This window comes from Flavobacterium gyeonganense (genome assembly GCF_029625295.1).
Taxonomy (GTDB): Bacteria; Bacteroidota; Bacteroidia; order Flavobacteriales; family Flavobacteriaceae; genus Flavobacterium; species Flavobacterium gyeonganense.
This window is the reverse complement of sequence record NZ_CP121112.1, coordinates 1,376,375-1,400,173: the sequence shown is the minus strand read 5'-3', so window position 1 is coordinate 1,400,173 and position 23,799 is coordinate 1,376,375. Positions and strand designations below refer to the sequence as shown.

Here is a 23,799-nt window from a genome sequence, read left to right as displayed (position 1 = left end):
ATTTTTATGGCTAAAGCCAAGAAATAAAAAACCGAAGTATTGCTGCTCCGGTTTTACTATTTATTCCTCTAAGAAGTCAGAGATCTACAACAATCCCGCTCTTTTCAACAAAGCCTCAGGCTTTGGTTCCTGACCTCTGAAACGTTTGTACAAAATCATCGGATGTTCTGTTCCACCTTTAGAAAGCACATTATCTTTAAATTTTTTCGCTATTTCTGTGTTGAAGATTCCATTTTCCTGAAAATATTCAAAAGCATCTGCATCCAGAACTTCTGCCCATTTGTAGCTGTAATATCCGGAAGAATAACCGCCCTGGAAAATATGTGAAAAAGCTATACTCATAGCATTTTCTTTTACATCCGGATACAATTGCGTATTGGCAAATTGTTCGGTTTCGAAAGCTTTTAAATCAGTAATTCCTGTCGGATCTTGTCCGTGCCATGCCATATCCAATAATCCAAAACTTAATTGACGCAATGTCGCTAAACCTTCCTGGAAACTGGCACTTTCTTTAATTTTCTGAACATACTCAATAGGAATAATTTCTCCAGTTTCATAATGATTCGCAAACAAAGCCAAAGCTTCAGGCTCGTAACACCAGTTTTCCATAATCTGACTTGGTAATTCTACGAAATCCCAATAAACAGAAGTTCCGGATAAACTCGGGTATGTAGTGTTTGCCAGCATTCCGTGTAAGCCGTGACCAAATTCGTGGAATAAAGTCGTTACTTCATTAAAAGTCAATAAAGATGGTTTTGTTTCAGTTGGTTTTGTAAAATTACAAACGTTCGAAATATGAGGTCTTTCGTTTACGCCATTCTTTACATATTGCGACTTAAATGAAGTCATCCAGGCACCGTTTCTTTTTCCTTTTCTTGGGAAGAAATCAGCGTAGAAAATCGAAACCAAATTATTATCAGCATCCCGAACTTCATAAGTTGAAACTTCTTCATGGTATTTATCAATGTCAAAAACTTCAGTAAAAGTCAATCCGAAAAGTTTATTGGCAACTGTAAAAGCACCTTCTAAAACTTTTTCCAATTGAAAATACGGTTTTAGTTTTTCATCATCCAAATTGAAAAGCTGTTGTTTTAATTTTTCAGAATAATAAGCTCCATCCCATTTTTCCAATTGTTCGATTCCGTCTAATTCTTTTGCAAAAGAAGTCAGTTCTGCAAATTCTTTTTGCGCTGCAGGTTTAGCTTTCGCCAGTAAATCATTCAAAAAAGTAAAAACTTTATCCGGGCTTTGTGCCATTCTTTCTTCCAGAACAAAATGAGCGTGGGTTTTATATCCTAATAAATTGGCTCTTTCATGACGAAGTTTAGCAATTTTCAGAACATTTTCTTCGTTGTTGAATTCATTTTTTTGAAAACCTTTTGCTCCAAAAGCAATAGTCATTTTTTTACGCAGTTCGCGATTATCAGCATAAGTCAAAAACGGAACATAACTAGGATAATCTAAAGTAAAAATCCAGCCTTCTTTTTGTTTCTCTTTGGCTAATAAGCGGGCAGCTTCGATTGTACCTTCCGGTAATCCGGCTAAATCGCTTTCATCAGTTAAATGCAATTCGAAGTTATTGGTTTCAGCCAAAACATTTTCGCCAAACTGTAAACTCAATTTCGATAATTCTTTGTCGATTTCGCGTAAGCGGTCTTTTTTTCTTCGGCAAGATTAGCTCCGTTTCTGGAGAAGCTTTTGTATTTTTTGTCTAAAAGCGTAGTTTGTTCCGGATTGAGGTTCAGACTTTCTTTTTGATTGTAAACCGCTTTTATTTTGGCGAATAATTCCGCATTTAGTGTAATATCATTTCCGAATTCAGCCAGTAAAGGAGAAACTTCCTGAGCAATTTTCTGCATTTCGTCATTCGTTTCAGCCGAATTTAAATTGAAGAAAATGCTCGAAAGACGATCGAGAATATCACCCGAAAACTCCATTGCAAGAATGGTGTTTTCAAATGTTGGTGCTTCAGGATTATTTACGATGCTATCAATTTCGGCTTTCGCCAAAGCAATTCCTTCCTGAAAAGCCGGAAAATAATCTTCGATTTTAATTTGCGAAAAAGGTGCTGTGTTGTGTTTGGTATTGAAATATTGTGTTAAGATGCTCATTTTAAAATATAATGTTTAAAAATATAAATTAGAAAATCATAATCTGAATTTCTTCGTATCCTGAAAAGTATTCCAAAAACAAAGTAATTCTAAATTAGTGTTTTCGATACGATAATAAAGTGAAATATGTTTGGTAATGACAATTTTATAAACGCTTTTGAAGTTGGTTTTTATAAATAAAACATTATCATTTTTTAGAAGTTCTATTGTGGTATTTACTTTTTCGATGAAACCAAAAGCAACTTTTTCAGACCATTCTGCTTCTAAATAATCAATGTTGTTCCAAAAGTCTTTTTTAGCTTGTGGAGCCCAAATTACAGTCATTATTTAAAATATTTTGAATAACGATTTTTGGTTTCTTCCATCACCACATCATGAGAAATACCTTCATTATTATCTAAAGAATAAATAGCCTCATTTATATTGTTTTTTTGTTCTTCTGAAAGGCTTCCTTTAGATTGAATTAAGTCAACAATCTCCTGAATTAAATCAGGATTATCAATGTCTAAAACAATTTTAGCAAGTTCTATTTTAGAAGTTTGAATGTTCATTTTGCTTTTTTCTCAAAGTTAAGTTTTTCTTTTAGACTTTTTTATAATGAATCGTTAATAATTCTAAAGGTCTATACCGCAAAGAATCTCAAAGAAAAAACACAGAGATTCACAAAAATTTTGTGCGCCTCTGTGTCTTTTTTGTGTATCTCTGCGAAATTATTTTTTCAAACCTTCAGCCGCTTTGTTAACCGCAGCTTTCAACTCTTCTTTGTAAGCAATAATCGTATCCAAAACTTTTTTGTCATGGCTTCCGATGATTTGTGCTGCTAAGATTCCGGCATTTTTTGCTCCGTTTAGCGCCACTGTTGCAACAGGAACGCCACCCGGCATTTGCAAAATCGATAAAACAGAATCCCAGCCATCAATAGAATTACTAGATTTTACAGGAACTCCAATTACAGGAAGCGGAGACATCGAAGCCACCATTCCTGGTAAATGTGCCGCACCGCCCGCTCCGGCAATAATTACTGAAATCCCGCGATCGTGTGCATTTTTACTGAAATCGAATAATTTCTCCGGCGTTCTGTGTGCCGAAACGATATCTACTTCAACTTCAATATTAAATTGTTTTAATATGTCGATTGCATCCTGCATAACTGGCATGTCAGAGATGCTTCCCATTATAATAGCTACTTTGCTCATTGTGTTTTTGTTTTTTTGTTTCAGGTTTCAGGTTTCAGGTTTCAAGTTTCAAGTTTCAAGTTTTTGGAAACTGAAAACCGATACTGAAAACTGTTTATTTTGTTTTAAGTTATAAACAGTGACTAATCACTAATTATTATTCACTAATCACTTTAATAGTATTCTTAACTTCCTCAGCAATCCTTCTCGCTTCCTGCATATTTTCATTTACAATCGTAACGTGGCCCATTTTTCTGAAAGGGCGGGTTTGTTTTTTACCATAAATATGTGGTGTGACACCGTTCCATCCTAAAATGGTTTCTATGTTTTCATAAACGACATCTCCGGAAAAACCTTCGGCACCAACTAAATTTACCATAATTCCGGCTACTTTGCTGTCTGTGTTTCCTAATGGAAGATCTAGAATAGCACGTAAATGATTTTCAAATTGAGAAGTATAACTTGCTTCGATTGAGTAATGTCCAGAATTGTGTGGACGCGGAGCAACTTCATTTACCAAAATTTCATCTTCATTGGTTTGAAACATTTCAACAGCCAAAAGTCCAACGTGATTGAATTTTTCTGAAACATTTAAAGCAATTGCTCTGGCTTTTTCGGCAACTTTTTCATCGATTCTTGCCGGACAGATTACGTATTCTACTTGGTTAGCTTCCGGATGAAATTCCATTTCGACAACCGGATAGGTTTTGATTTCTCCTGACGGATTTCTTACCACAATTACCGCCAGTTCGTTTTTGAACGGAACCATCGTTTCGGCAATACATTCTACATTTGGAAGACTGTCTAAATCGGAAACTTGGCGAATGACTTTTACGCCATTTCCATCATAACCAAATTCAGTACATTTCCATACAAATGGCAATTTTAGATCGTTGATTTTAGATTTTAGACTCTCTAAATTTTCGAATCGTTCAAAATGAGCAGTTGGGATATTGTTAGCTGCGTAAAATTGCTTTTGGATTCCTTTATTCTGAATTCCTTTTAAGGTTTTAGGAGAGGGATATACTTTTAAGCCTTCGTTTTCTAATTGCGTTAAAGCTTCAAGGTTTACCAATTCGATTTCAAAAGTCAAAACATCAACTTGTTTCCCGAAGTTGTAAACCGTTTCATAATCCATTAAATCGCCCTGAAAAAATTTGTTGCAGGCAATTTTACTCGGTGCTTCTTCACTCGGATCTAAAACGTAAGTTTGTATATCAAATTTTCTGGTGTCGAACAAAAGCATTTTACCCAATTGTCCGCCGCCTAATATTCCTAATTTAAAATCAGAAGAAAAATAATTCATTTTGCGTTATGTTTTTGCAAAGATACTTTAAAGGATTGAATTGCGAAAAAACACTATTTTATTTTCTTCAAAACTTCTTTAGCAACGGCCTTGTATGCTGCGGAATGATCTCCAAAATCTTTATCAAGAATGACTTTTAGTTCAGGATGAATCCAGTCATAATGCTTGCCCAAAAGGTATAGAGTCCTAATCGAATAGGCTTTTGTAGCAACTTTTACATCATTAATCAGCCAGTCAAAACTCGCTTCTATGCAGTCCTGAAGATTTTCTTCGGATAAACAGATTTTGTTTTCGTCTTTTTGATAATGTGACTTGACTAAAAGCTGAACGACTTTTGCGACGGGGCGAAGTGAACTTTCATCTTTCAAAACCTTCAAATTAGAACAAAAAAAATCAAGATGCGGCTGCAGCCAAAGCAATTCTTCGTAAGAAACAAATTCTAAAATCCAGCAGGCTTTATGATTGTTTTTGTCTGAAGGCGTAAAACAGATTGAAACTAATTCACTGAAAAGTGCAGGATTTTCTAAAATATCCTGTGCAGCTATTAGCCGATTTTCCCTGTAAGCATTTACATAATCCAGTTTTTGCTGCAGTTCAGAAAGCATTTTTATAGTTTAATGATTCAGCCACTAAAATAAATAATTTAAGGATACAGTTCCGTAGTAATTTACAGGAAGTCCGGGATAATAATATCTCGGAGATGAAGTCCCGACCGGAAGTGCATTTGGTAAAATTAAAGAAGCATATTTTTCATTGGTCACATTATTGATTCCAAAAGCTAAATTGGTATTTAGATTAGGCAGAATTTCAAAACGATAACCAGTTTTTAAATTTACAATACTATAAGAATCTGAAAAAGCAGTGTTCGAATCGTTCATCGGAATTTCATCAACAAATTGATAGTCTGCATTCAGATAAATTCCTAAACGGGTATTGAAAATCAGGCCGGCATTGATTTTATCGGATGGAACTCCGGTCAGTTTATTTCCGGAATAATTGTTTCCGTTATCCACAAATTCTTTAAACTCATATTTTCCAACAGAACCGCCAATGTATGAGTTCAGGTTTAAGAAGGAATTGATTTGCCAATTGTGCTTCAACGTAATTTCGACTCCTTCATGCAATGTTTTTCCGGCATTTACACCTTCATATTGATCATCGCCAATTCTTTTAGCAACCAGTAAATCTTTAATTTCCATTCGATATACTGCAAATTCGGTATAAAGGTTTTTACTGAAAAAGTAAAATTTTCCTCCAACTTCAAAATTGTAGCCGTTTTCAGGTTTAATGTTGGTGTTGATTTTTCCTTCACTTGTCAGTGTTTCTTCTGTCGCAGGAAGGGAAAATCCACGGCTTGCTGAAAAATATAGTGTTTGCTGTTGATTTGGTTTGAATAATAAAGAAAGCTGTGGCGAAAAAATTCCATCATAACTGTATTTTTCATTTGCCGTTTTTTGAGGAAGAAAGTTAGTCAGTTCAAAATTCGTTTCATTGTAATTTAAACCAAATTGAAACTCAAATTTTTCAGAAAGCAGCGATCTGATTTGCGAAAAAATATTATAAAAATGCCTCTTCTGATCGGTTTCAGTCAATTGATTTCCTTGCAAACTGCCTTGCTCGTTGTTCTGTTTGTATAGATTTTCAAAAGTATTTCCGTTGTACTTATCGGTAAAATATTCCATTCCGAAAATAAATTGATTTTTCAGTTTTCCAATTTTGAAAGCTCCGGAAAACTGAGTTCTCGCTCCGGCTGCAAAAGTGTATTGACGCAAAACATCAAAAGGACGTGGTTCGTTGCTGTCTTTATAATTGATAAAAACAGAAGTGGAATTATTCAGATAATCATTGATTTTGAAATCATAAGCCAGTCCTGCCAAAGTCGATTTGTATTCTTTAAATCCTTTTGAAGCAACCCAGGTTGGTGCTCCGGCCTGCGGATTATTTTCGAAAGTTGTTTTATTAATCGAACTCGGAATATATGCTTTTAAATAGGTGTAATTCGAAAAATAACTCAGTTTGCTGTTTTTATTTCTAAATAATTCTCCGGCAACGGTAATTCCTTCACGCTTATAAGAACTGTTTTCACGCCAGCCATCAGATTTCAGATTATGATAACTTAAATTTATACTTGATTTTTTTTCATTCAGACTATAATTCAAACTGTTTTTCAATAATCCAAAAGAACCAAATACAGAACTTACAGTGGCCGTTTGGTCATTATTTTTTGAAAGCTGCGGTGAGATCAAAATCGCTCCGCCTAACCCTGCTCCGTAGATACTAGAAAGCGGTCCTTTAATAATCTCAATCTGGTTCAGGTTTTCTAAATCAATATCATCAATCACCGTTTCGCTGTTTCCTGAAGTCAGCGGAATACTGCCGTAAAAAGCCCTGATTTTATTGGTTCCATAAGGCGTTCGCGCTCCAATTCCTCGAATCGAAATTCGGGTTGTGGTAAAATTGGAAGACTGCATAAAAACGCCCGGAATGGTGTTGACAACATTTGTGATATCAGTAGCATTATTTTGTATCAGCTCTTTTTTGGATAAAATGCCAATAGAGGCCGGCGCATTTTGCAGGCTGTCATTAATATGTAAGGAACTGATAATAACTTCTTCCAGTTTTTCCGGTTTAACAGTAGTAATAGATTTGCCTTTTTCTTCTTGAGCAAATATGTTTTGGAAAATCATTATTGACAGAAGAAAAAAGAAATATTTTTTTAAGAGCATAAAGAAATAATTTTAGTTTTAGGTCTTAAATTTTAAACACATAGAAACATAGTTTTGGATTGTCTATAAAGGTGTTTCACTAGCAAAAAGACACATAGCTATGTATTTTTAAAATAAGTGAAACGCATTTTTTAGCTTCCAGAATACAGTGCCTCTATGTGTTTAAATAATTAACGTAAAGTTTGGAATTTGGAATTTAAAAAAATTGGAATTTAATTTTTATTTATTAGCAGTAACCTTCCAAATCGTATTCCCGCTGTCATCATTCACCAAAAGTGATCCATCATTCATAACGGTTACTGCAACCGGACGTCCGTAAACTTCGGCTTTATCAGCGTCAGAAATAAAGCCAGTTAAAAAATCTTCGGGTTTTCCGGATGGTTTTCCGTCCTTAAAAGGAACAAACAACACCTTATAACCGGAAATTACAGAACGATTCCATGAACCGTGCTGACCTACAAAAGCACCGTTTTTATATTTCGCCGGAAAAGCATTTTTTGTATAAAAAGCCAATCCCAAAGAGGCAGTATGTGCACCAACCGGAACATCAGGAACAATTGCTTTATCGACTAAGTCTTTTCGCTCGCCTTTTAATCTCGGATCAGGAATGTTTCCAAAATAAGAATAGGGCCATCCGTAAAAACCTCCTCTTTTTACACTTGTAATATAATCCGGAACCAAATCATCGCCCAGCTCATCGCGCTCATTAACTGCAGTCCAGAGTTCTTTTTTATTAGCAGGATTCCAGTCCATTCCCATTGGGTTTCTAAGACCTTCAGCATAAATTTTTTCTCCGGTTCCGTCAGGATTGATTTCTAAAATGGCTGCGCGTCGAATTTCTTTATCCATTCCGTTTTCCCCCACATTGCTTCCTGAACCCACGCCAATATAAATTTTTGTTCCTTCAGGATTGGCAAGCAGACTTCTGGTCCAGTGATTGTTGTATCCGCCAGCCGGAAGTTCAACAATTTTGACTCCCTGGGTTTCTAATTTCAATGGAGCATTTTTGTAAGGATAACGGTAAAGCCCGTCGGTATTGGCAACATAAAAAAAGTCTTTCAGAATAAGCATTCCAAGAGGTCTGTTGAGGTCTTTCAAAAAGACTTCGCGGGTTTCAAAAACACCGTCTTTATCTTTGTCACGTAAGACTATAATTTGGTTTTTGCTTGCTCTTGTGCCGCTTTCAACAACAAAAATATCATTATTTGGACCGATGTAAGACCAACGAGGGTTCTCCAATCCGTCAGCAAATTTTGTAACCGTAAATCCTTCCGGTGCTTTTGGTGTTTTCCCCTCTGGCCAGCCTATAACTTTACTGTTTTTAGATTTAGATTCTGTTGCGTAGGGAGGAGGAAGTGTAATATTTCCTATAGCCGTTTTTACAACATTGGCAGGCTGTTTGGCCAGAGCTTCTTTTTCTTCTTTTTTTACCTGCCCGTTGCAGGCTGTTATTGCAGTTAATAAGGATACAGATAATAATTGTATGGTAATTTTCATGGTGATTTTGATTAAATATTTGTCAAACAACAATTTAATGATTATGAAAGAGTTACTCCAAACCGGTTGTAAATATTAACTGATATTTAACATTTTTAAAAAAGTACTAGTGCTATAAAATTTTGATACTTACACTTTGGTAGTAATTCTGTATCTTTGTCCATTATTTTAAAGAACAAAAATAATGATACAACTTCACGATAAACAATTTGTTCCGTTTATTTCGGCTAAAGAAATTGATTTTGCTTTATCTAAAATAGTGGCGCAGGTAGAAGATGATTTTGGAGATGATACGCCCATTTTTGTTGGTGTTCTGAACGGTGCTTTTATGGTTGTGGCTGATTTTCTGAAAAAATATAAAAGTCCCTGCGAAGTTTCATTCATTAAAATGGCATCGTATGAAGGAACAGAAAGTACCAATTCGGTTAAAGAATTAATCGGAATCAATCAGGATCTTTCAGGAAGAACAGTTGTCATAATCGAAGATATTATTGACACGGGAAACACAATCGAAGAATTAAAACAAAAGTTTAAGGAGCAAAATGTAAAGCATTTTAAAATTGCAACTTTGTTCTTTAAACCGGAAGCTTATAAAAAAGATATCAAAATAGATTATGTCGGAATCAGGATTCCAAACAAATTCATTGTAGGCTACGGTCTGGACTACGATGGTCTGGGAAGAAATTTACCCGAAATCTATAAGTTAGCAGAATAATTTTAAACAAACACAACTATATATTCATTTTAAACTTCTTAAAAATAAGGAGTCACAACAATTACTTTCATTATGATTAACATCGTTTTATTTGGAAAGCCGGGAGCAGGAAAAGGAACTCAGGCAGAATTTTTAAAAGAAAAATACAATTTGACACACCTTTCAACAGGAGATATTTTTCGTTTCAATTTAAAAAATGATACAGAACTAGGTAAAAAAGCAAGGGTTTTTATGGACAATGGAGAGTTGGTTCCTTGCGAATTAACTACCGAAATGTTAATTGATGAAGTAAAAAAACATCCTGATACAGCAGGATTTTTATTCGACGGATATCCAAGAACAATCAATCAGGCTGAAGCGTTAGATAAATTTTTGCCAACAATTGGTTCAGAAGTTACAGCTACTATCGCTTTAGAAGCTGATGACGAAATTTTGGTAGCACGTTTGCTTGAAAGAGGTAAAACAAGCGGAAGAGTAGACGATCAGGACGAAGAAAAAATTCGTGTGAGATATCAGGAATATAACGAAAAAACTGCTCCGTTAATTGGATATTACAAAGAGCAGAATAAATTTCATGCTGTAAATGGCATAGGGACAATTGAAGAAATTACAGAAAGATTAACGTCAGTTATAGATAATTTGTAATAAATCTGTTTTGAAGTTAAAAGTTAAATGTTAGGAGGAAATTTGAAATACTCAAAACATTTAACTTTTGACTTTTAACTTTTAACTTAAAAATGGAAATACTAATAATATTTTTTCTGATACTATTAAACGGAGTTTTCTCGATGTCAGAGATCGCATTGATTTCAGCAAGAAAAAACAGACTTGAAACTGCTGCAAAAAAAGGAAATAAAAGCGCTAAAACAGCACTTGATTTAGCCAATTCACCAAACAAATTTTTATCAACAGTACAAATCGGAATTACACTGATCGGAATTTTGACGGGTATTTACAGTGGTGATAAAATTACAACCGATGTTCAGGTTTTTGTTAGCGGATTTGAAATTCTAAAACCGTATGCTAATTCTGTAGCAGTTGGGATTGTGGTTGTTGTTTTAACTTTCTTTTCACTAGTTTTAGGCGAATTACTACCAAAACGAATTGGCTTAAATTATCCTGAATCTATTGCCAAAATGGTAGCCATGCCAATGAAAGTGATTTCGATTATCACGGCACCGTTTATCTGGTTGCTTACCTCTTCAACAGATTTTTTACTGAATGTTTTTCAGATAAAACCAACTGCTGACGGAAAAGTTACTGAGGAAGAAATCAAAGCAATTATCAAAGAAGGAACAGAAGTAGGCGAAGTACAGGAAATAGAGCAGGATATTGTGGAACGTGTTTTTCACATTGGAGACCGTAAAGTAAGCTCTCTCATGACGCATCGAAAATCGGTAGACATGCTACCTTTAAAAGACGATAAAGCTAAAATTAAAGAACTGGTTTTGCATGATTTACATGCCGTTTATCCGGTTTACAAGGATAATTATGATGACATTGTGGGAGTTGTAACCTTAAAAAATATTTTTGCCAATATCGAAAAAGATAATTTTGACCTTGCATCCATAACATCTGAGGCACCTTATCTGATGGAGCAGACAACGGCTTACAAAGCGTTGGAAAATTTCAAAAAAACAGGTGTTCATTATGCCTTGGTTTCTGATGAATATGGTGTTTTTCAGGGCATGATTACCTTAAACGATATTTTGGAAGCTTTGGTAGGTGATGCGTCAGATTTTTATAAAGATGAATTTCAATTAATAGAAAGAGAAGACGGATCATGGCTGGTTGATGGACATTATTCGTTACACGATTTCTTAACGTATTTTGAGTTAGACGAATTAACAAACGATTACGAAGTAAACACCGTAAGCGGAATGATTATGACCGAACTTTCACATATTCCAAAAGAAGGAGAAAAATTAATTTGGCAAAAATTTGTCTTAGAAGTTGTCGATATGGACGGCGTAAAGATTGATAAAGTGCTTGTGAAAGCATTAAAAGAGTAGAGAGAATTTTGTTTCAAGTTTAAAATGTTTCGAGTTTTTTTAGGTTAGTATACTGGATAACCTGAAACCTGAAACCTGAAACCTGAAACTATACATAAACAAAAACAATGACAGAAGGAAATTTTGTAGATTATGTTAAGATATACGTTTCTTCCGGAAAAGGAGGAAAGGGATCTACGCATTTACATAGGGAGAAATTTATTGAAAAAGGAGGCCCGGACGGAGGTGATGGAGGACGTGGAGGACACGTATATTTAGTGGGAAATAAAGGTCTTTGGACACTATTTCATTTAAAATTTGCCCGTCATATCAAAGCTGGACACGGTGGAGACGGAGGAGGAGATCGAAGTACTGGTGCAGATGGAGAGGATAAAATTATTGAAGTGCCGCTGGGAACTGTTGTAAAAGATAAAGAAACTGGTGAAACACTTTTTGAAATTACAGAAGACGGAGAAAAACAGATTCTGGCAAGAGGAGGAAAAGGAGGTTTAGGAAACTGGCATTTTAGAAGTTCTACCAACCAAACGCCTCGCTATGCACAACCTGGATTGTTGGGTGTAGAAATGGATGTAATTCTGGAACTTAAAGTTTTGGCAGATGTTGGTTTAGTTGGTTTTCCCAATGCTGGAAAATCGACTTTATTATCTGTATTGACTTCGGCAAAACCAAAAATTGCCGATTATCCGTTTACGACGTTGAAGCCAAATCTTGGAATTGTTGCCTACAGGGATTTTCAGTCTTTTGTGATCGCAGATATTCCTGGAATCATTGAAGGAGCTGCAGAAGGAAAAGGGTTAGGTCATTATTTCCTGCGTCATATCGAGCGTAATTCTACTTTACTGTTTTTAGTTCCGGTTGATACACCGGATATCAAAGCAGAATATGATATTCTGGTAAATGAATTAACAAAATACAATCCTGAAATGCTGGACAAAGAACGTCTTTTGGTAATTTCAAAATGCGATATGCTGGATGATGAGCTTAAAGCTGAATTGAAAGCAGAGTTAGACGTTTCGTTTAAAGATGTTCCGTATATGTTTATCTCTTCTGTTGCTCAACAAGGTTTGACAGATTTGAAAGATAAACTTTGGAAGATGCTTAACGAGTAAAAAAATAAAGATTTATTATAAAGGTGTTTTGTTTTTCAGAACACCTTTTTTTTGTTTTTAAGAATATTAAATTCGCAAAATAACAATAAAATAGGATTCTTAAATTTCATTTTAAATGTAAATTGACTGTTATGATTGTGAAATGAATTATCTTCGCAAGACTAATTCAAATATTATGATGAAAAGAATAGTCTTATTTTTAACGATGTGCCTAATGGCATTTCCAGTAAGAGCCGACGAAGGTATGTGGTTCTTAATGTTCATCGAAAGATTGAACCATAGAGACATGCAGAAAATGGGTCTGCAGCTAACTGCTGAAGAAATCTACAGCATTAACCATCACAGTTTAAAAGATGCCATTGTGCAGTTTAACGGAGGTTGTACTGCTGAAATCGTTTCTAAAAATGGTTTGGTATTGACCAATCACCACTGTGGTTACGATGCCATTGCTGAACTTTCAACTGCTGAACAAAATTATCTTAAAGACGGTTTTTGGGCAAAAGAAAAAAGTGCCGAAATGAAACCAAAATCGTTATACGTTCGTTTCTTCGTGCGTATGGATGATGTTTCTAAAAGAATTTTGTCAAAAGTAAATGCTACAATGACAGAAACCGAAAGAAACAAAATCATTCAGCAGGAAATTGCTTTGATCGAAAAAGAAAATAACGAAGGCGGAAAGTATACGGTTTCTGTTCGTCCTTTCTTCCAGGGAAATGAATATTACTATTTCGTTTATCAGGATTATAAAGATGTTCGTTTAGTAGGTACGCCTCCTGAAAGCGTGGGTAAATTTGGTGGAGACACTGACAACTGGGAATGGCCACGTCAAACGGGTGATTTCTCTATGTTCAGAGTGTATGCTGACAAAGACGGAAATCCTGCAGAATATTCTAAAGATAATGTGCCTCTGCAACCAAAACATTATCTCCCTGTAAGCATTAAAGGTGTAAAAGAAAATGATTTCGCTATGATTTTAGGGTATCCGGGAAGAACAAACCGCTGGATGCCGGCTGGAGGAATCGAACAAAATATAAAATATGCTTATCCTGCGTGGGTTGAAGGTGCTAAAACCGGAATGGATGTAATGAAAAAGTATATGGATAAAGATGCCACTGTTCGTTTACAGTATGCTTCAAAATATGCTTCGACAGCCAACTACTGGAAAAACCGTCAGGGAATGATAGATGCCTTAACAAAAGCAGGAACTGTAGATGTAAAGACAGCACAGGAAGATAAATTCTACGATTGGGCGAGTAAGCCTGCGAATAAGGAAAAGTACGAAAATGTAATTCCGACAATCAATGATTATTATAGAGAAACGAATTTAAAAGCGACTCACGATAATTATTTGATCCAGCTTTTACGTACTTCAGCTCTTGCTACAGCACCTGCAAATCTAGGAAATGCATTAATTGCGTACTCTAAAGAAAATGATGCCAAAAAAGCAGAAATGCTGCCAAAAATCAACGCAATGGTTGAGGATATTTATGGCGAATTTTATGCTCCGTTAGAAAAAGATGTATTAACTGCACAGTTAAATTTATATGCTTCTAAAGCGGCCGAATATGGTTTAGCACCACAAATTGCTAAAATGAAAGCAGCTAATAACGGTGATTTTACTGCTGACATAGCAAAAGCAACTGAAACAAGTTTTTTTGCATCTAAAGAGAAAGTTTTAGAATATTTAGCAAGTCCAAAACCGGCTGCGCTTCCAATAGATCCATTATATATAATCTCTACTGATTTGTTGACAAAATACCGTACTAAATCAGATGATCAGGCAAAAGCGGATGATGGTTTTGCGACTGCTTACCGTTTATTGGTAGAAGGTTTAAGAGAATCAAAACTGAATGCAATTAAATATCCGGATGCAAACTCAACTTTAAGATTAACTTACGGAAAAGTTCGTGCTTTACCTGCAGATCCTCGTAATGATGCTAAAATCAACAATTATACAACCATGGAAAGTATGGTGAAAAAGTATAAAGCAGGAGACCAGGAATTTGATTTGCCAGCCCGTTTATTAGAATTGAACAAAGCAAAAGATTTTGGGCAATATGCTGATAAAGCTGGATACATGCCGGTAAACTTCTTAACGGATAACGACATTACAGGAGGGAACTCTGGTTCTCCGGTTCTTAACGGAAAAGGAGAGTTAATCGGAATCGCTTTTGACGGAAACATCGAAGCGATGGCAGGGGACGTAATTTTTGACTCTAAATTACAAAGAACAATCAACGTAGATATTCGTTATGTACTTTGGATTATCGACAAATATGCCGGAGCCAAAAATATTATTGACGAATTGACTATTGCAAAATAATCTCAATTTATTTATAAAATTAAACCCGACAGGTTCTGAAACTTGTCGGGTTTTTTGTTGATCTTTTTTTGGAATTTGGAATTTCAGTTTACCTTAATCCGAATCCCTTTTGTATGACTCGTAAATTCCGGAGCATACATACTTTCTATAGTGGTAATCCCGTTTGAGAATTCGCCGCTGTTATTCACACGAATGTCGTATTCTATGACATAAGTTCCTTTATTTATTTGATCAAAGAAGAAATGAGATGCAGCATCTTTTGTACTCATATAATAGCCCAGACCATCGTTGTATTTATATTCTGAAAGTACATTTACTGGTTCAAAACAGGAAGCTCTCATGTCTTTCAAGTGTACATATTCTGTGTCTTCTTTAGCCGAAATAATTAATCTTACCGTTACCAAATCTCCGGTTTTTAATGGATTTTTAGACGTTATTTTTTCTAATTCGTTTCCTTTTAAAGTACTCTTTTTAAGATATAATTCTTTTACAACTGATAAAACAGCTCCCGAATTGGTTTTGATTTTATCCAGATCCTCAAAATACTGCCAGTAAACCCCGCCAAATCCTGGAACTTTTGATTTGTTTTCGATGCTTATTGAAGCCATTTCTTTTTTCACTTCATCTGCTTTCCAGTTCATTTTGATATAACCCGTTGCAGCTTCTTTTTCATTTTCTGCTAGTTTTTTGGTCATTATTTTTTCATCTCCGAGTTTTATAACTGTGTTGTCTTTTACACTGAGCCAGTCATTTCCCTCCATCAATAACGCATAAACTGCTTCTGTGGTAGATTTTGTCGTTGGCCAGTTTTTGGTTTGTTTGTTTTTTAGCAGCCAGACCTTCATCGCATCAACGGATTTGGTGTCGTTTGTCACTTCGGCGAAAGCTTCAATTAATAAAGCCTGAGTTTCTATTGGTGCCTGATACCAATACCAGCCTGGTTTATTGGCAATCCAGTACATTCCCCAATCTTCATTGTTGGAAGAAGTTTCTTTTAAACTTTCTAAAATGGTTTTGGCAGCCTCTTTTTCTCCATAACGATTTAGGGTTAAAGCGGTCATTCCTTTTTCGTAAAGAGAATAAGAAAGCCAATTATTTTTGGCTGTTTCCAGATATAATTTTGACGCTTTTTTTAATGTGTCATAAAGCGGATATTTCTCCAGATAAAAACTTCTGGCATACAGATAATGCAAGTCAAAATGCGGATTGATCCAGATTATTTTATCGGCTTTTTTTAGATTTTTGGTTCTGGCCTTATAATATTCCAGAAATTTAGAATCTATATATGGAATTCCGGTTTTTGAAATTTCATCAATTTGTGAAGTATTGCCTTTGCTCAATTTAGACAAATGCCCCAAACCTGCCAAAATATGTCTGGTAATATATTCGTTTTCATCGCTCCCGTCAAACCACGAAAATCCTCCTGAAGCTTTTTGTTTTTGTTTTAATTTTTGAAAAGTTGCTTCCTGCGAAGTTTTCATCTTTTCCAAATCAAACAAAAGAGCCAGATTTTTTTTCTTTTCTTCTTCGCTCTGGGCATCTTTCAGCCATGGCGTTTCAGCCAGAATAATCGATTTTAATTCTTCGTTTTCTTCCAATTTAGAATTCAGTTTTCCGTTCTTTCTCCAGTCTTCAAAAACAGTAGCAATTTTAGGATTACTCGAAATAACTTCAGACGCCAGGGCATTCGCATAAAAACGGGCAAAAGTCTGTTCGGCACATTCGTGTTCATATTCCATCAAATAAGGTAATGACTGAATCGCAATCCATGTTGGATTTGAGGTGTATTCTAAAGTAAACTGATGGTTTCTTAAGGTTGTTGAGGTATTATTTTTTAAATTCTCAAACGTATATTCTTTTGTAGAATTCTCACGAACCCAAATCGGAATACTTTCTGTAACCAGCATATTGTTGGTTAAAACCGGAAGTATGTTTTCTTCGCCATCAGAGAAATTACCCGATTTTGCCAAAATTTTATATTGAACTCCTTGCAATCCTTCCGGAATTGTAATTTTCCAGTTTACCGTTGTATTTCCGTAGGCAGGAATTGTAAAGTTTTTTATATTGTCAGCATTCAGCATTTTGGCATCAATGGGCTGCATGGTAGTGGCGTCAAAGAATTGTAAAACTGAGATTCCGGTTTTGGCTTCAGCTGTAATGTTCGAAATTTTTGCACTAATAACGATTGTATCTTTTTCCCTAAAAAAACGTGGGAAATTAGGTAAAACCATCAACTCTTTTTGTGTAATGACGTTTTTCTCTAAATAACCGGAAACCGCATCTTTATTATGTGCCAATAAACGAAGTTTCCAAGCAGTCAGAGCTTCCGGTGAAGTAAAGTTGAAACTCACTTTTCCTTTAGAATCTGTTTTTAAATTTGGTAAAAAGAATGCTGTTTCGGACAGATTTTTTCTGGCTTTTACCTGAGTCAATTCTTCAAATGCTTTTTTGGTCGTAAGAATGATGACGCCGTTTGCAGCTCTGCTTCCGTAAATTGCTGTGGCGCTGGCATCTTTCAAAACATCCATAGAGGCAATATCTGCCGGATTTATGTTTTTGATATCATTCATAATTACACCATCAACAACGTATATTGGGGCAGAACCACTATCAATACTTCCTGCTCCTCTAATTTGAATTCCGGCTACTCTTCCCTCTAAAGCTTCACTAATACTATATACAGTGTTATCCTCTTCTATGTTTTCTGATTTAATGGTTGTCACAGCTCCGGTTAACATAGATTTTTTCTGTGTTCCATAACCCACAACAACGACTTCTTTTAAACTATTTTCGTCATCATCTAAAACCACATCGATGGTTTTTGAGTTTTTGATTATAACGGTTTTACTTTTAAAACCTATCATGCTAAAAACAAGCTCTTCCTTTTCAGCAGCTTCAATTTCGTAATAACCGTCAAAATCTGTAGCTGTACTTCTTTGTGTTCCTTTTACAGTCACAGAAACTCCTGGTAACGGTAAGTTTGCTTTATCAGTGATGTTTCCCGAAATCATTTTGGCATTTAGCGGTTTTTTTGCTTTTCTGTTAAGCTGCTTTTGATATTCTCTTTGTACGTAAAGGGAATTATTGGTGTTATTAAAATCAAACCCAAACCAAATCAGTTTTATGGTTTCGTTATTTAGCACAACCCCTTTTTTGGGGATGTTTAAATTTTGTAGATAACTGGAGGTTTTATCAAATCCTAAACTTGATTTAATATTATTTCCATTATAAGAGTAATCATAAAAACCAAGTCCATTCCAGTTTCTTGTTGCAAACTGATCCAGTGAACTGTCGTACATCGAAGCCAAAACTTCTGCTTCATTGGTGGTATTGGCTGATTTTAATTTGAACGACCAGTTTTCACTAATTCCGGGTTGCAGTTTGTTTCTAAAAGTTTCAACACTAAATTCCAATTTTGAAGCTTCTTGTTTTTTCAGCATTACATCTAAATCATCATTAAAAGTTGCATTTTCAAAAACACTCTGAAAACCAATTTTAAGATAATTTTCAAACTCTTTTTTCAATGGAATCATAATAATGTCTTCATTGTTTTCTAAATGTGAGGTTTTCTCAAAAAACACTTTACTGTTATAGCTTCCTGTAACAGCAATATAAAGTTCAGGAATCTCCGAAGTTATTTTTAAGGAAACAAAGCCATCTTTTTTCGGGTCTTCATTGAGCTGTTTAATAGTAAATAAAGTACTCGTATTGTATTTGTCTTTGCTTTGTGTAATTTGAAAATAGTCTTCCGATTCTATGTCATTTTCAAAACTGTCTTTTGCTGAAAAGACTACTTTATAATTGCCTGATTTGTAATTCGAAATAAAATCTAACAGAACTTTTTTGTCTTTTTCAGTATCAATTTTTTTAGAATAAACTAAAGTCGGAGTTACATCATCAGTTGTTTTTCCGCTTACTTCATAAGGAAAAAATCTTTTGAAATCTTCTTTGGGAATGTTTTCAAAATCCGGAACCGGCCAGACTCTCGGTTTGAATTTATCAGAAAAAGGAGTTGTATAATAAATTTTGATTTCACCTTTTATCGCTTTGAATTCACCGTTTAAATTGGTACTTGTTAGTGAAATTTCGTTTTTATTTTTCGTTTCAATTTTATCAGGAAGCGTGGCTCCAAGAGCCAGATCGTGATATCCCACTTTTACAATGGTTTCAGCATCATGGGTTTCGCCGTTAATGTCTGTTACGCTAATGTTTATTCGATAATTAAAAACAGGTAATTGTTCTTTTTTACCGTTTTTTGACGGAATTGCCGTGAAATCAACACTGAATTTTCCGGAAGCATCCGTTCTGGTTTCGCCGGTAGCAAGGGTTTCAGTTTGATCTTGCTGGTTGTAAAAATACCTGAAATAGCTCGTAAATCTTGTGACAGTATATTTTACAACAGCATCAGAAATGTTGCTTCCGGCAAAAGCTTTGGCGTTTCCTTTTACTTTAATGGTCTGATTGACCTGAAAAGTTTCTTTTTTAGGTTCAAAAGTAACTTCGAATTTAGGTCGTTTGTATTCTTCAACCCGGAAATCAATTTGAGAATTTTCTAAATCAACATGGTCCCAAAAAGGATGTTCATCTTCTTCTTTATCATAATTAATATCATTCTCATAGTTTTTAGGTTCTTCGGCCTCGATTCTAAAGTTGCCTGTTAACCCGTTTTTTGGCAGGACAAATTCTCCTGAAAAAGAACCAAATTCGTTTGTAACAACATCAAATTCTTTGAATTCATTGTCATTTGCATCCCGAATAATTATTTTGAATGATGTATTTTGCACAACAGAAGTTTCGTTTTTCTTTTTATGAACTGCGATTCCCTTATAAAAAACTGTTTGTCCCGGACGGTAAATAGCCCTGTCTAAATAAAAATTTATTTTCGCTTTTAGTTTAGTGTCATAATTGCTATTCGCCGAATAAGAATCGAAATATTGGAGATAGTTTTTTCTAATTGAAATAGAATCGTTTACAGTAGATAATTCAATTTCATTGTGGTAATAATTGTCTTTTTTTCGATTATAATTTGCTATGCCGTTTTTATTGGTTTTTAAATTAAAATCTTTCGATTTTATACGTACGTTTTCTAATGGTTTTCCAGTCTTTCTGTCTACAACCTGAAAAGTTTCTCCTGATACATTCTGTGAAGCTAAAACAGCCAGATTTGAAACGGTAATAGTTTCGTAAGCAAAAGCTTTCTCGTCTTTTTTCTCTGAATCACTTTCGAAATGAACAAAATAAGAGCCTGTTTTTAATATTGGTAAATGTACTTCTGTAGTATATTCAAAGAAATCATTTTTATTTATAATAGAAAAACTTTCTGCAGCTACAGGCTTTTTTTGAAGAAATGCTGTCGTAAGACTATCTCTTTTAGCATATAAATTAGTATAATTCCAAAGCTGTTTCTGACTAATTTTATAGAAAGAAACTTTTACCTGTGTTACGTTTTTGTATTTAATGTATGCTCTTGTATTTTCATCTGAGTAAATGTATTTCTGAAGCTGAATATTTAATGATTTAGACAGCAAATTGTCTTTGTGGTGTATGGCTAATTTGTAAGCATCGGATCTGTTTTTTACGGAAATAATACTGTCTAATAAAGAAACAGATTTTAAGTTATAATCAGGATGAGTTTCTTTTGATGCGTTTTTGGAATAATAAAGCGCTTTTTCTAATCGAATTTTTTGAACTAAAATAGTGTCTTTTGCTTCTTTTTGAAGCGTATTTAATGAAGGAAGAAAGGCCTCGTCTGATTCAAGTAAAGTGTTTTTTACATATTGCATTCGGTCCAGCTGATTGTCCTTAGAAGGATTGTAAGACTCCTGTTTTTGATATAGTGCCAATACATAATGCAAATTTTCAGTGGTAACGAAGTCAAAATTAATTTTAGTAAAATCGCCTGAATTTCCTAATAGTTGTTTCGTATAAGGCGTGAAATCACTTTTTACAACTTCCCATTGACGTACTTTTTGTTTGTAAAAAGTCAGGTTTTCCCGTAGCAAGTAATCAAACAAAGTTTCTTTTTTGATTTTTTCAGATGTAAAAAAATCAAAAATCATTTCATATTCTGCAAGATAAGTTTTGGTTAAAACAGATTCATTTTCTAAAGTCTTTTTTAATGTTGAATCTATTTGATTTTTGAAATTGGTTTCAGTCCATGTCAAAAAATCTTCATCAATGAAAGCCGTGTTGGTTCGCTGTCGGATTTTATAGTCATTTCGCATATAATAATCATTCAGACATTTTGCGTAAATAAAATTCAAAATCGCCTTTGACGGAACCGAGACACGGTTAATATCTGTTTTAAGATTGTTAAGGATTTTAGTCTGGGCATTTTCATCCACAACAAGGAGATATTTGGAATGATAAAAAAAGCATTTGATCATTTGAACTTCATCTTTTTCAGAAACTGCTTTCTTGTAAATTTGTGTCACGACTTCACTGGCCGATTTAACTTTGCCTTCGTTTTCAAAGGCAATAACTTTATTCCATTTTTTATCTGTTTGTTGTGCAAATAGGGTAGAAGTCAGCAACAAAAGAGCAAGTATGATTTTTTTCATAAAGTGAGTTTACTAATATAGAGAGTGGTTTTTGGTAAAAGGTTGGGAGAGTAGTAAAATAATTTTCGTACAAATTACTAATTTATATCTAAAAGCAAATAATGCATTTTATATTTCGTTATTTTTGATAAATGAGACAGCTAATAATTTTTTTCGTTTTGACACCACTTCTTTTATGTTCACAATCCAATTTTGAAAAAGGGGAGAAGTTATTTCATGCTAAAAAATATAAGGAAGCAGGAGCTCTTTTTGAAGAGAACTTAAAATATTATCCAAATGATATTAAGACTCTGGAGCGATTAGCCGATATTTCAGCAGAGGAAAAACATTGGGAAAAAACAGCATCATACTATAAAAAACTAAAACAGTTAAAGCCTACTGAGGCTGAATATTTTTATAAATATGGGGGCTGTCTTGGAATGCGTGCCTTAGAAGTGAATAAATTTAAGGCTTTTGGAATGGTAGATGACATTAAATCCTCATTTGAGAAAGCTATTGTTTTAAATCCTAAACATCTGCCAGCACGCTGGGCATTAATAGAACTGTATTTGCAATTGCCCGGAATAGTTGGAGGAAGCGAATCGAAAGCGCTGAAATATTCTAATGAGCTGACAAAATTATCACCTGTCGACGGATATTTGTCCAAAGGAAGAATTGATGAGTATTTCAAGAGATACGATTCGGCAGAAAAAAATTATATAAAAGCACATGAAATTGGCAATTCAAAAGTTACATTTCAAAAATTATATAATTTATATTTGAACAAATTAAAAGAGCCTAAAAAAGCTCAGGAATTAAAACGAAAATTTGACTCAAAATAATCAAATATCACATACTGAATTCCTAAAAATAATTGGAATTTAGAACTTAAAAATTAGAATTTTAAATGAAAACACATTTCATCGCCATTGGCGGAAGTGCCATGCACAACTTAGCATTAGCATTACATAATAAAGGATATCAGGTTACAGGAAGTGATGACGCTATTTTTGAACCATCAAAATCAAGACTGGAAAAAAAGGAATTCTTCCTGTAGAAATGGGTTGGTTTCCGGAAAAAATTACTTCAGACATTGAAGCAGTAATTTTAGGAATGCATGCAAAAGCAGATAATCCCGAATTGCTAAAAGCGCAGGAACTAGGATTGAAAATTTATTCCTATCCGGAATTTTTATACGAACAATCAAAAAATAAAACCCGTGTTGTTATTGGTGGATCTCATGGAAAAACAACCATTACTTCAATGATCCTGCATGTGATGCATTATCATAATATTGCAGTGGATTATATGGTAGGAGCACAGCTGGAGGGCTTTGATACGATGGTGCATCTTACAGAAGAAAATGATTTTATGGTTTTGGAAGGAGATGAGTACTTATCTTCTCCAATTGACCGTCGTCCTAAGTTTCATTTATATCAGCCCAATATTGCTTTGATTTCCGGAATTGCCTGGGATCATATAAATGTTTTTCCAACCTATGAAAATTATGTAGAACAGTTTGAAATTTTCATTTCTAAAATTACAAATGGTGGAATTTTGGTTTACAACGAAAATGATTCTGAAGTAAAACGCGTTTCTGAAGCAGCCACAAATCCAATTCGAAAATTACCTTACCACACGCCAAATTATACAGTAAATGATGGCGTGACACTTTTAGAAACTCCGGAAGGCGATATGCCAATCGAAGTCTTTGGCGCGCACAACCTGAATAATTTAGCCGGAGCCAAATGGATCTGCCAGAACATGGGGCTTGATGAAGCCGATTTCTATGAAGCAATTGCAAGTTTTAAAGGAGCCTCAAAACGATTGGAAAAAATTGCAGAAGGAAAAGGAAAAGTCGCTTACAAAGATTTTGCGCATTCACCAAGTAAAGTAGCTGCAACTACAAAAGCGGTAAAAGAACAATATCCGGAAAGAACTTTGGTAGCTTGTTTAGAATTGCATACCTATAGCAGTTTAAATGCCGAATTTTTAAAAGAATACGAGGGTGCATTAGAGTATGCTGATATTGCTGTTGTGTTTTACTCACCGGATGCGGTAAAAATTAAACAACTGGAAGAAGTAACTTATGAGCAGATCGCAAGTTCTTTCAATAGAGAAGATTTGATTATTTACACCAATCCAACTGAATTCAAAGAATATTTATTCAATTTAAATCTGGATAATTCTGCTTTATTATTAATGAGCTCAGGAAACTACGGTGGATTAAACTTTGATGAAGTAAAAGGATTGATTAATTAGATAATTAGTCAATTTGAAAATTAG

At 34.6% G+C, this 23,799-nt stretch carries 14 protein-coding genes and 2 pseudogenes; 7 read left to right on the top strand and 9 right to left on the bottom strand.

The genetic code is table 11. The features are described 5' to 3' along the window. Nucleotides 1-84: 84 nt before the first annotated feature. The 8 genes and pseudogenes from P5P89_RS06150 to P5P89_RS06115 form a co-directional block, all read right to left on the bottom strand. A pseudogene (locus tag P5P89_RS06150) lies at nt 85-2,111 on the bottom strand (M3 family metallopeptidase). A gap of 36 nt (nt 2,112-2,147) precedes the next feature. Beyond that, nucleotides 2,148-2,435 carry a type II toxin-antitoxin system RelE/ParE family toxin gene (locus P5P89_RS06145; protein ID WP_278011164.1) on the bottom strand — a complete coding sequence of 96 codons (288 nt, stop codon included), beginning with the start codon at nt 2,433-2,435 and terminating at the stop codon, nt 2,148-2,150. Then, the gene (locus P5P89_RS06140) at nt 2,435-2,662 is read right to left on the bottom strand and encodes a hypothetical protein (protein WP_278011163.1); all 228 of its coding nucleotides are present in this window, start codon (nt 2,660-2,662) and stop codon (nt 2,435-2,437) included. Before P5P89_RS06140 ends, P5P89_RS06145 begins: the two co-directional genes overlap by 1 nt. 159 nt (nt 2,663-2,821) lie before the next feature. Next, nucleotides 2,822-3,307 (bottom strand): 5-(carboxyamino)imidazole ribonucleotide mutase, encoded by a 486-nt coding sequence (gene purE / locus P5P89_RS06135; protein WP_278011162.1) that lies wholly within the window; start codon nt 3,305-3,307, stop codon nt 2,822-2,824. Between the two features lie 136 nt (nt 3,308-3,443). Then, complete coding sequence (locus P5P89_RS06130; RefSeq protein ID WP_278011161.1) at nt 3,444-4,592, bottom strand: 5-(carboxyamino)imidazole ribonucleotide synthase; 1,149 nt, start codon at nt 4,590-4,592, stop codon at nt 3,444-3,446. A gap of 53 nt (nt 4,593-4,645) precedes the next feature. Beyond that, complete coding sequence (locus P5P89_RS06125) at nt 4,646-5,197, bottom strand: hypothetical protein (RefSeq protein ID WP_278011160.1); 552 nt, start codon at nt 5,195-5,197, stop codon at nt 4,646-4,648. A gap of 24 nt (nt 5,198-5,221) precedes the next feature. Then, on the bottom strand, nt 5,222-7,318 hold the full coding sequence (locus P5P89_RS06120) for a TonB-dependent receptor (protein ID WP_278011159.1): 2,097 nt from the start codon (nt 7,316-7,318) through the stop codon (nt 5,222-5,224). Between the two features lie 219 nt (nt 7,319-7,537). Beyond that, nucleotides 7,538-8,815: a PQQ-dependent sugar dehydrogenase gene (locus P5P89_RS06115; protein ID WP_278011158.1), complete on the bottom strand. Its 1,278-nt coding sequence runs from the start codon at nt 8,813-8,815 to the stop codon at nt 7,538-7,540. A 184-nt stretch (nt 8,816-8,999) separates the two neighbouring features. Between P5P89_RS06115 and hpt the strand changes: the two genes are divergently transcribed. The 5 genes from hpt (at nt 9,000) to P5P89_RS06090 (ending at nt 14,974) form a co-directional block, all read left to right on the top strand. Next, nucleotides 9,000-9,530: a hypoxanthine phosphoribosyltransferase gene (hpt, locus tag P5P89_RS06110; RefSeq protein ID WP_278011157.1), complete on the top strand. Its 531-nt coding sequence runs from the start codon at nt 9,000-9,002 to the stop codon at nt 9,528-9,530. Nucleotides 9,531-9,602: 72 nt separating this feature from the next. Next, nucleotides 9,603-10,175: an adenylate kinase gene (locus P5P89_RS06105; protein ID WP_269237541.1), complete on the top strand. Its 573-nt coding sequence runs from the start codon at nt 9,603-9,605 to the stop codon at nt 10,173-10,175. Between the two features lie 143 nt (nt 10,176-10,318). Further along, nucleotides 10,319-11,542 carry a hemolysin family protein gene (locus P5P89_RS06100; protein ID WP_278011991.1) on the top strand — a complete coding sequence of 408 codons (1,224 nt, stop codon included), beginning with the start codon at nt 10,319-10,321 and terminating at the stop codon, nt 11,540-11,542. Nucleotides 11,543-11,649: 107 nt separating this feature from the next. Further along, entirely contained in the window at nt 11,650-12,651 is a 1,002-nt protein-coding gene (obgE, locus tag P5P89_RS06095) for a GTPase ObgE (RefSeq protein WP_269237539.1), read from the top strand. A gap of 178 nt (nt 12,652-12,829) precedes the next feature. Next, nucleotides 12,830-14,974 carry a S46 family peptidase gene (locus tag P5P89_RS06090; protein WP_278011990.1) on the top strand — a complete coding sequence of 715 codons (2,145 nt, stop codon included), beginning with the start codon at nt 12,830-12,832 and terminating at the stop codon, nt 14,972-14,974. An 83-nt stretch (nt 14,975-15,057) separates the two neighbouring features. On the opposite strand, the gene P5P89_RS06085 is transcribed toward P5P89_RS06090, so the two are convergent. After that, a complete protein-coding gene (locus P5P89_RS06085) occupies nt 15,058-21,534 on the bottom strand; it encodes an alpha-2-macroglobulin family protein (RefSeq protein ID WP_278011156.1) in 6,477 nt (2,158 codons plus the stop codon). A 131-nt stretch (nt 21,535-21,665) separates the two neighbouring features. Here P5P89_RS06085 and P5P89_RS06080 point away from each other — a divergent pair, with 131 nt between their 5' ends. Together P5P89_RS06080 and P5P89_RS06075 are read left to right on the top strand one after the other, a co-directional pair. Further along, entirely contained in the window at nt 21,666-22,355 is a 690-nt protein-coding gene (locus tag P5P89_RS06080) for a tetratricopeptide repeat protein (protein WP_278011155.1), read from the top strand. Between the two features lie 65 nt (nt 22,356-22,420). After that, nucleotides 22,421-23,775 (top strand): annotated as a pseudogene (locus P5P89_RS06075) (UDP-N-acetylmuramate--L-alanine ligase). Nucleotides 23,776-23,799: the final 24 nt, after the last annotated feature.

Excerpts from the sequence above, each read along its gene's own strand:
- P5P89_RS06100 (WP_278011991.1), top strand. The coding sequence starts at position 10,319 with ATGTCAGAGATCGCATTGATTTCAGCAAGAAAAAACAGACTTGAAACT.
- purE (WP_278011162.1), bottom strand. The coding sequence starts at position 3,307 with ATGAGCAAAGTAGCTATTATAATGGGAAGCATCTCTGACATGCCAGTT.
- P5P89_RS06085 (WP_278011156.1), bottom strand. The coding sequence starts at position 21,534 with ATGAAAAAAATCATACTTGCTCTTTTGTTGCTGACTTCTACCCTATTT.
- P5P89_RS06115 (WP_278011158.1), bottom strand. The coding sequence starts at position 8,815 with ATGAAAATTACCATACAATTATTATCTGTATCCTTATTAACTGCAATA.
- obgE (WP_269237539.1), top strand. The coding sequence starts at position 11,650 with ATGACAGAAGGAAATTTTGTAGATTATGTTAAGATATACGTTTCTTCC.
- P5P89_RS06120 (WP_278011159.1), bottom strand. The coding sequence starts at position 7,318 with ATGCTCTTAAAAAAATATTTCTTTTTTCTTCTGTCAATAATGATTTTC.
- P5P89_RS06145 (WP_278011164.1), bottom strand. The coding sequence starts at position 2,435 with ATGACTGTAATTTGGGCTCCACAAGCTAAAAAAGACTTTTGGAACAAC.
- P5P89_RS06090 (WP_278011990.1), top strand. The coding sequence starts at position 12,830 with ATGAAAAGAATAGTCTTATTTTTAACGATGTGCCTAATGGCATTTCCA.
- P5P89_RS06140 (WP_278011163.1), bottom strand. The coding sequence starts at position 2,662 with ATGAACATTCAAACTTCTAAAATAGAACTTGCTAAAATTGTTTTAGAC.
- P5P89_RS06080 (WP_278011155.1), top strand. The coding sequence starts at position 21,666 with ATGAGACAGCTAATAATTTTTTTCGTTTTGACACCACTTCTTTTATGT.
- P5P89_RS06130 (WP_278011161.1), bottom strand. The coding sequence starts at position 4,592 with ATGAATTATTTTTCTTCTGATTTTAAATTAGGAATATTAGGCGGCGGA.
- hpt (WP_278011157.1), top strand. The coding sequence starts at position 9,000 with ATGATACAACTTCACGATAAACAATTTGTTCCGTTTATTTCGGCTAAA.
- P5P89_RS06125 (WP_278011160.1), bottom strand. The coding sequence starts at position 5,197 with ATGCTTTCTGAACTGCAGCAAAAACTGGATTATGTAAATGCTTACAGG.
- P5P89_RS06105 (WP_269237541.1), top strand. The coding sequence starts at position 9,603 with ATGATTAACATCGTTTTATTTGGAAAGCCGGGAGCAGGAAAAGGAACT.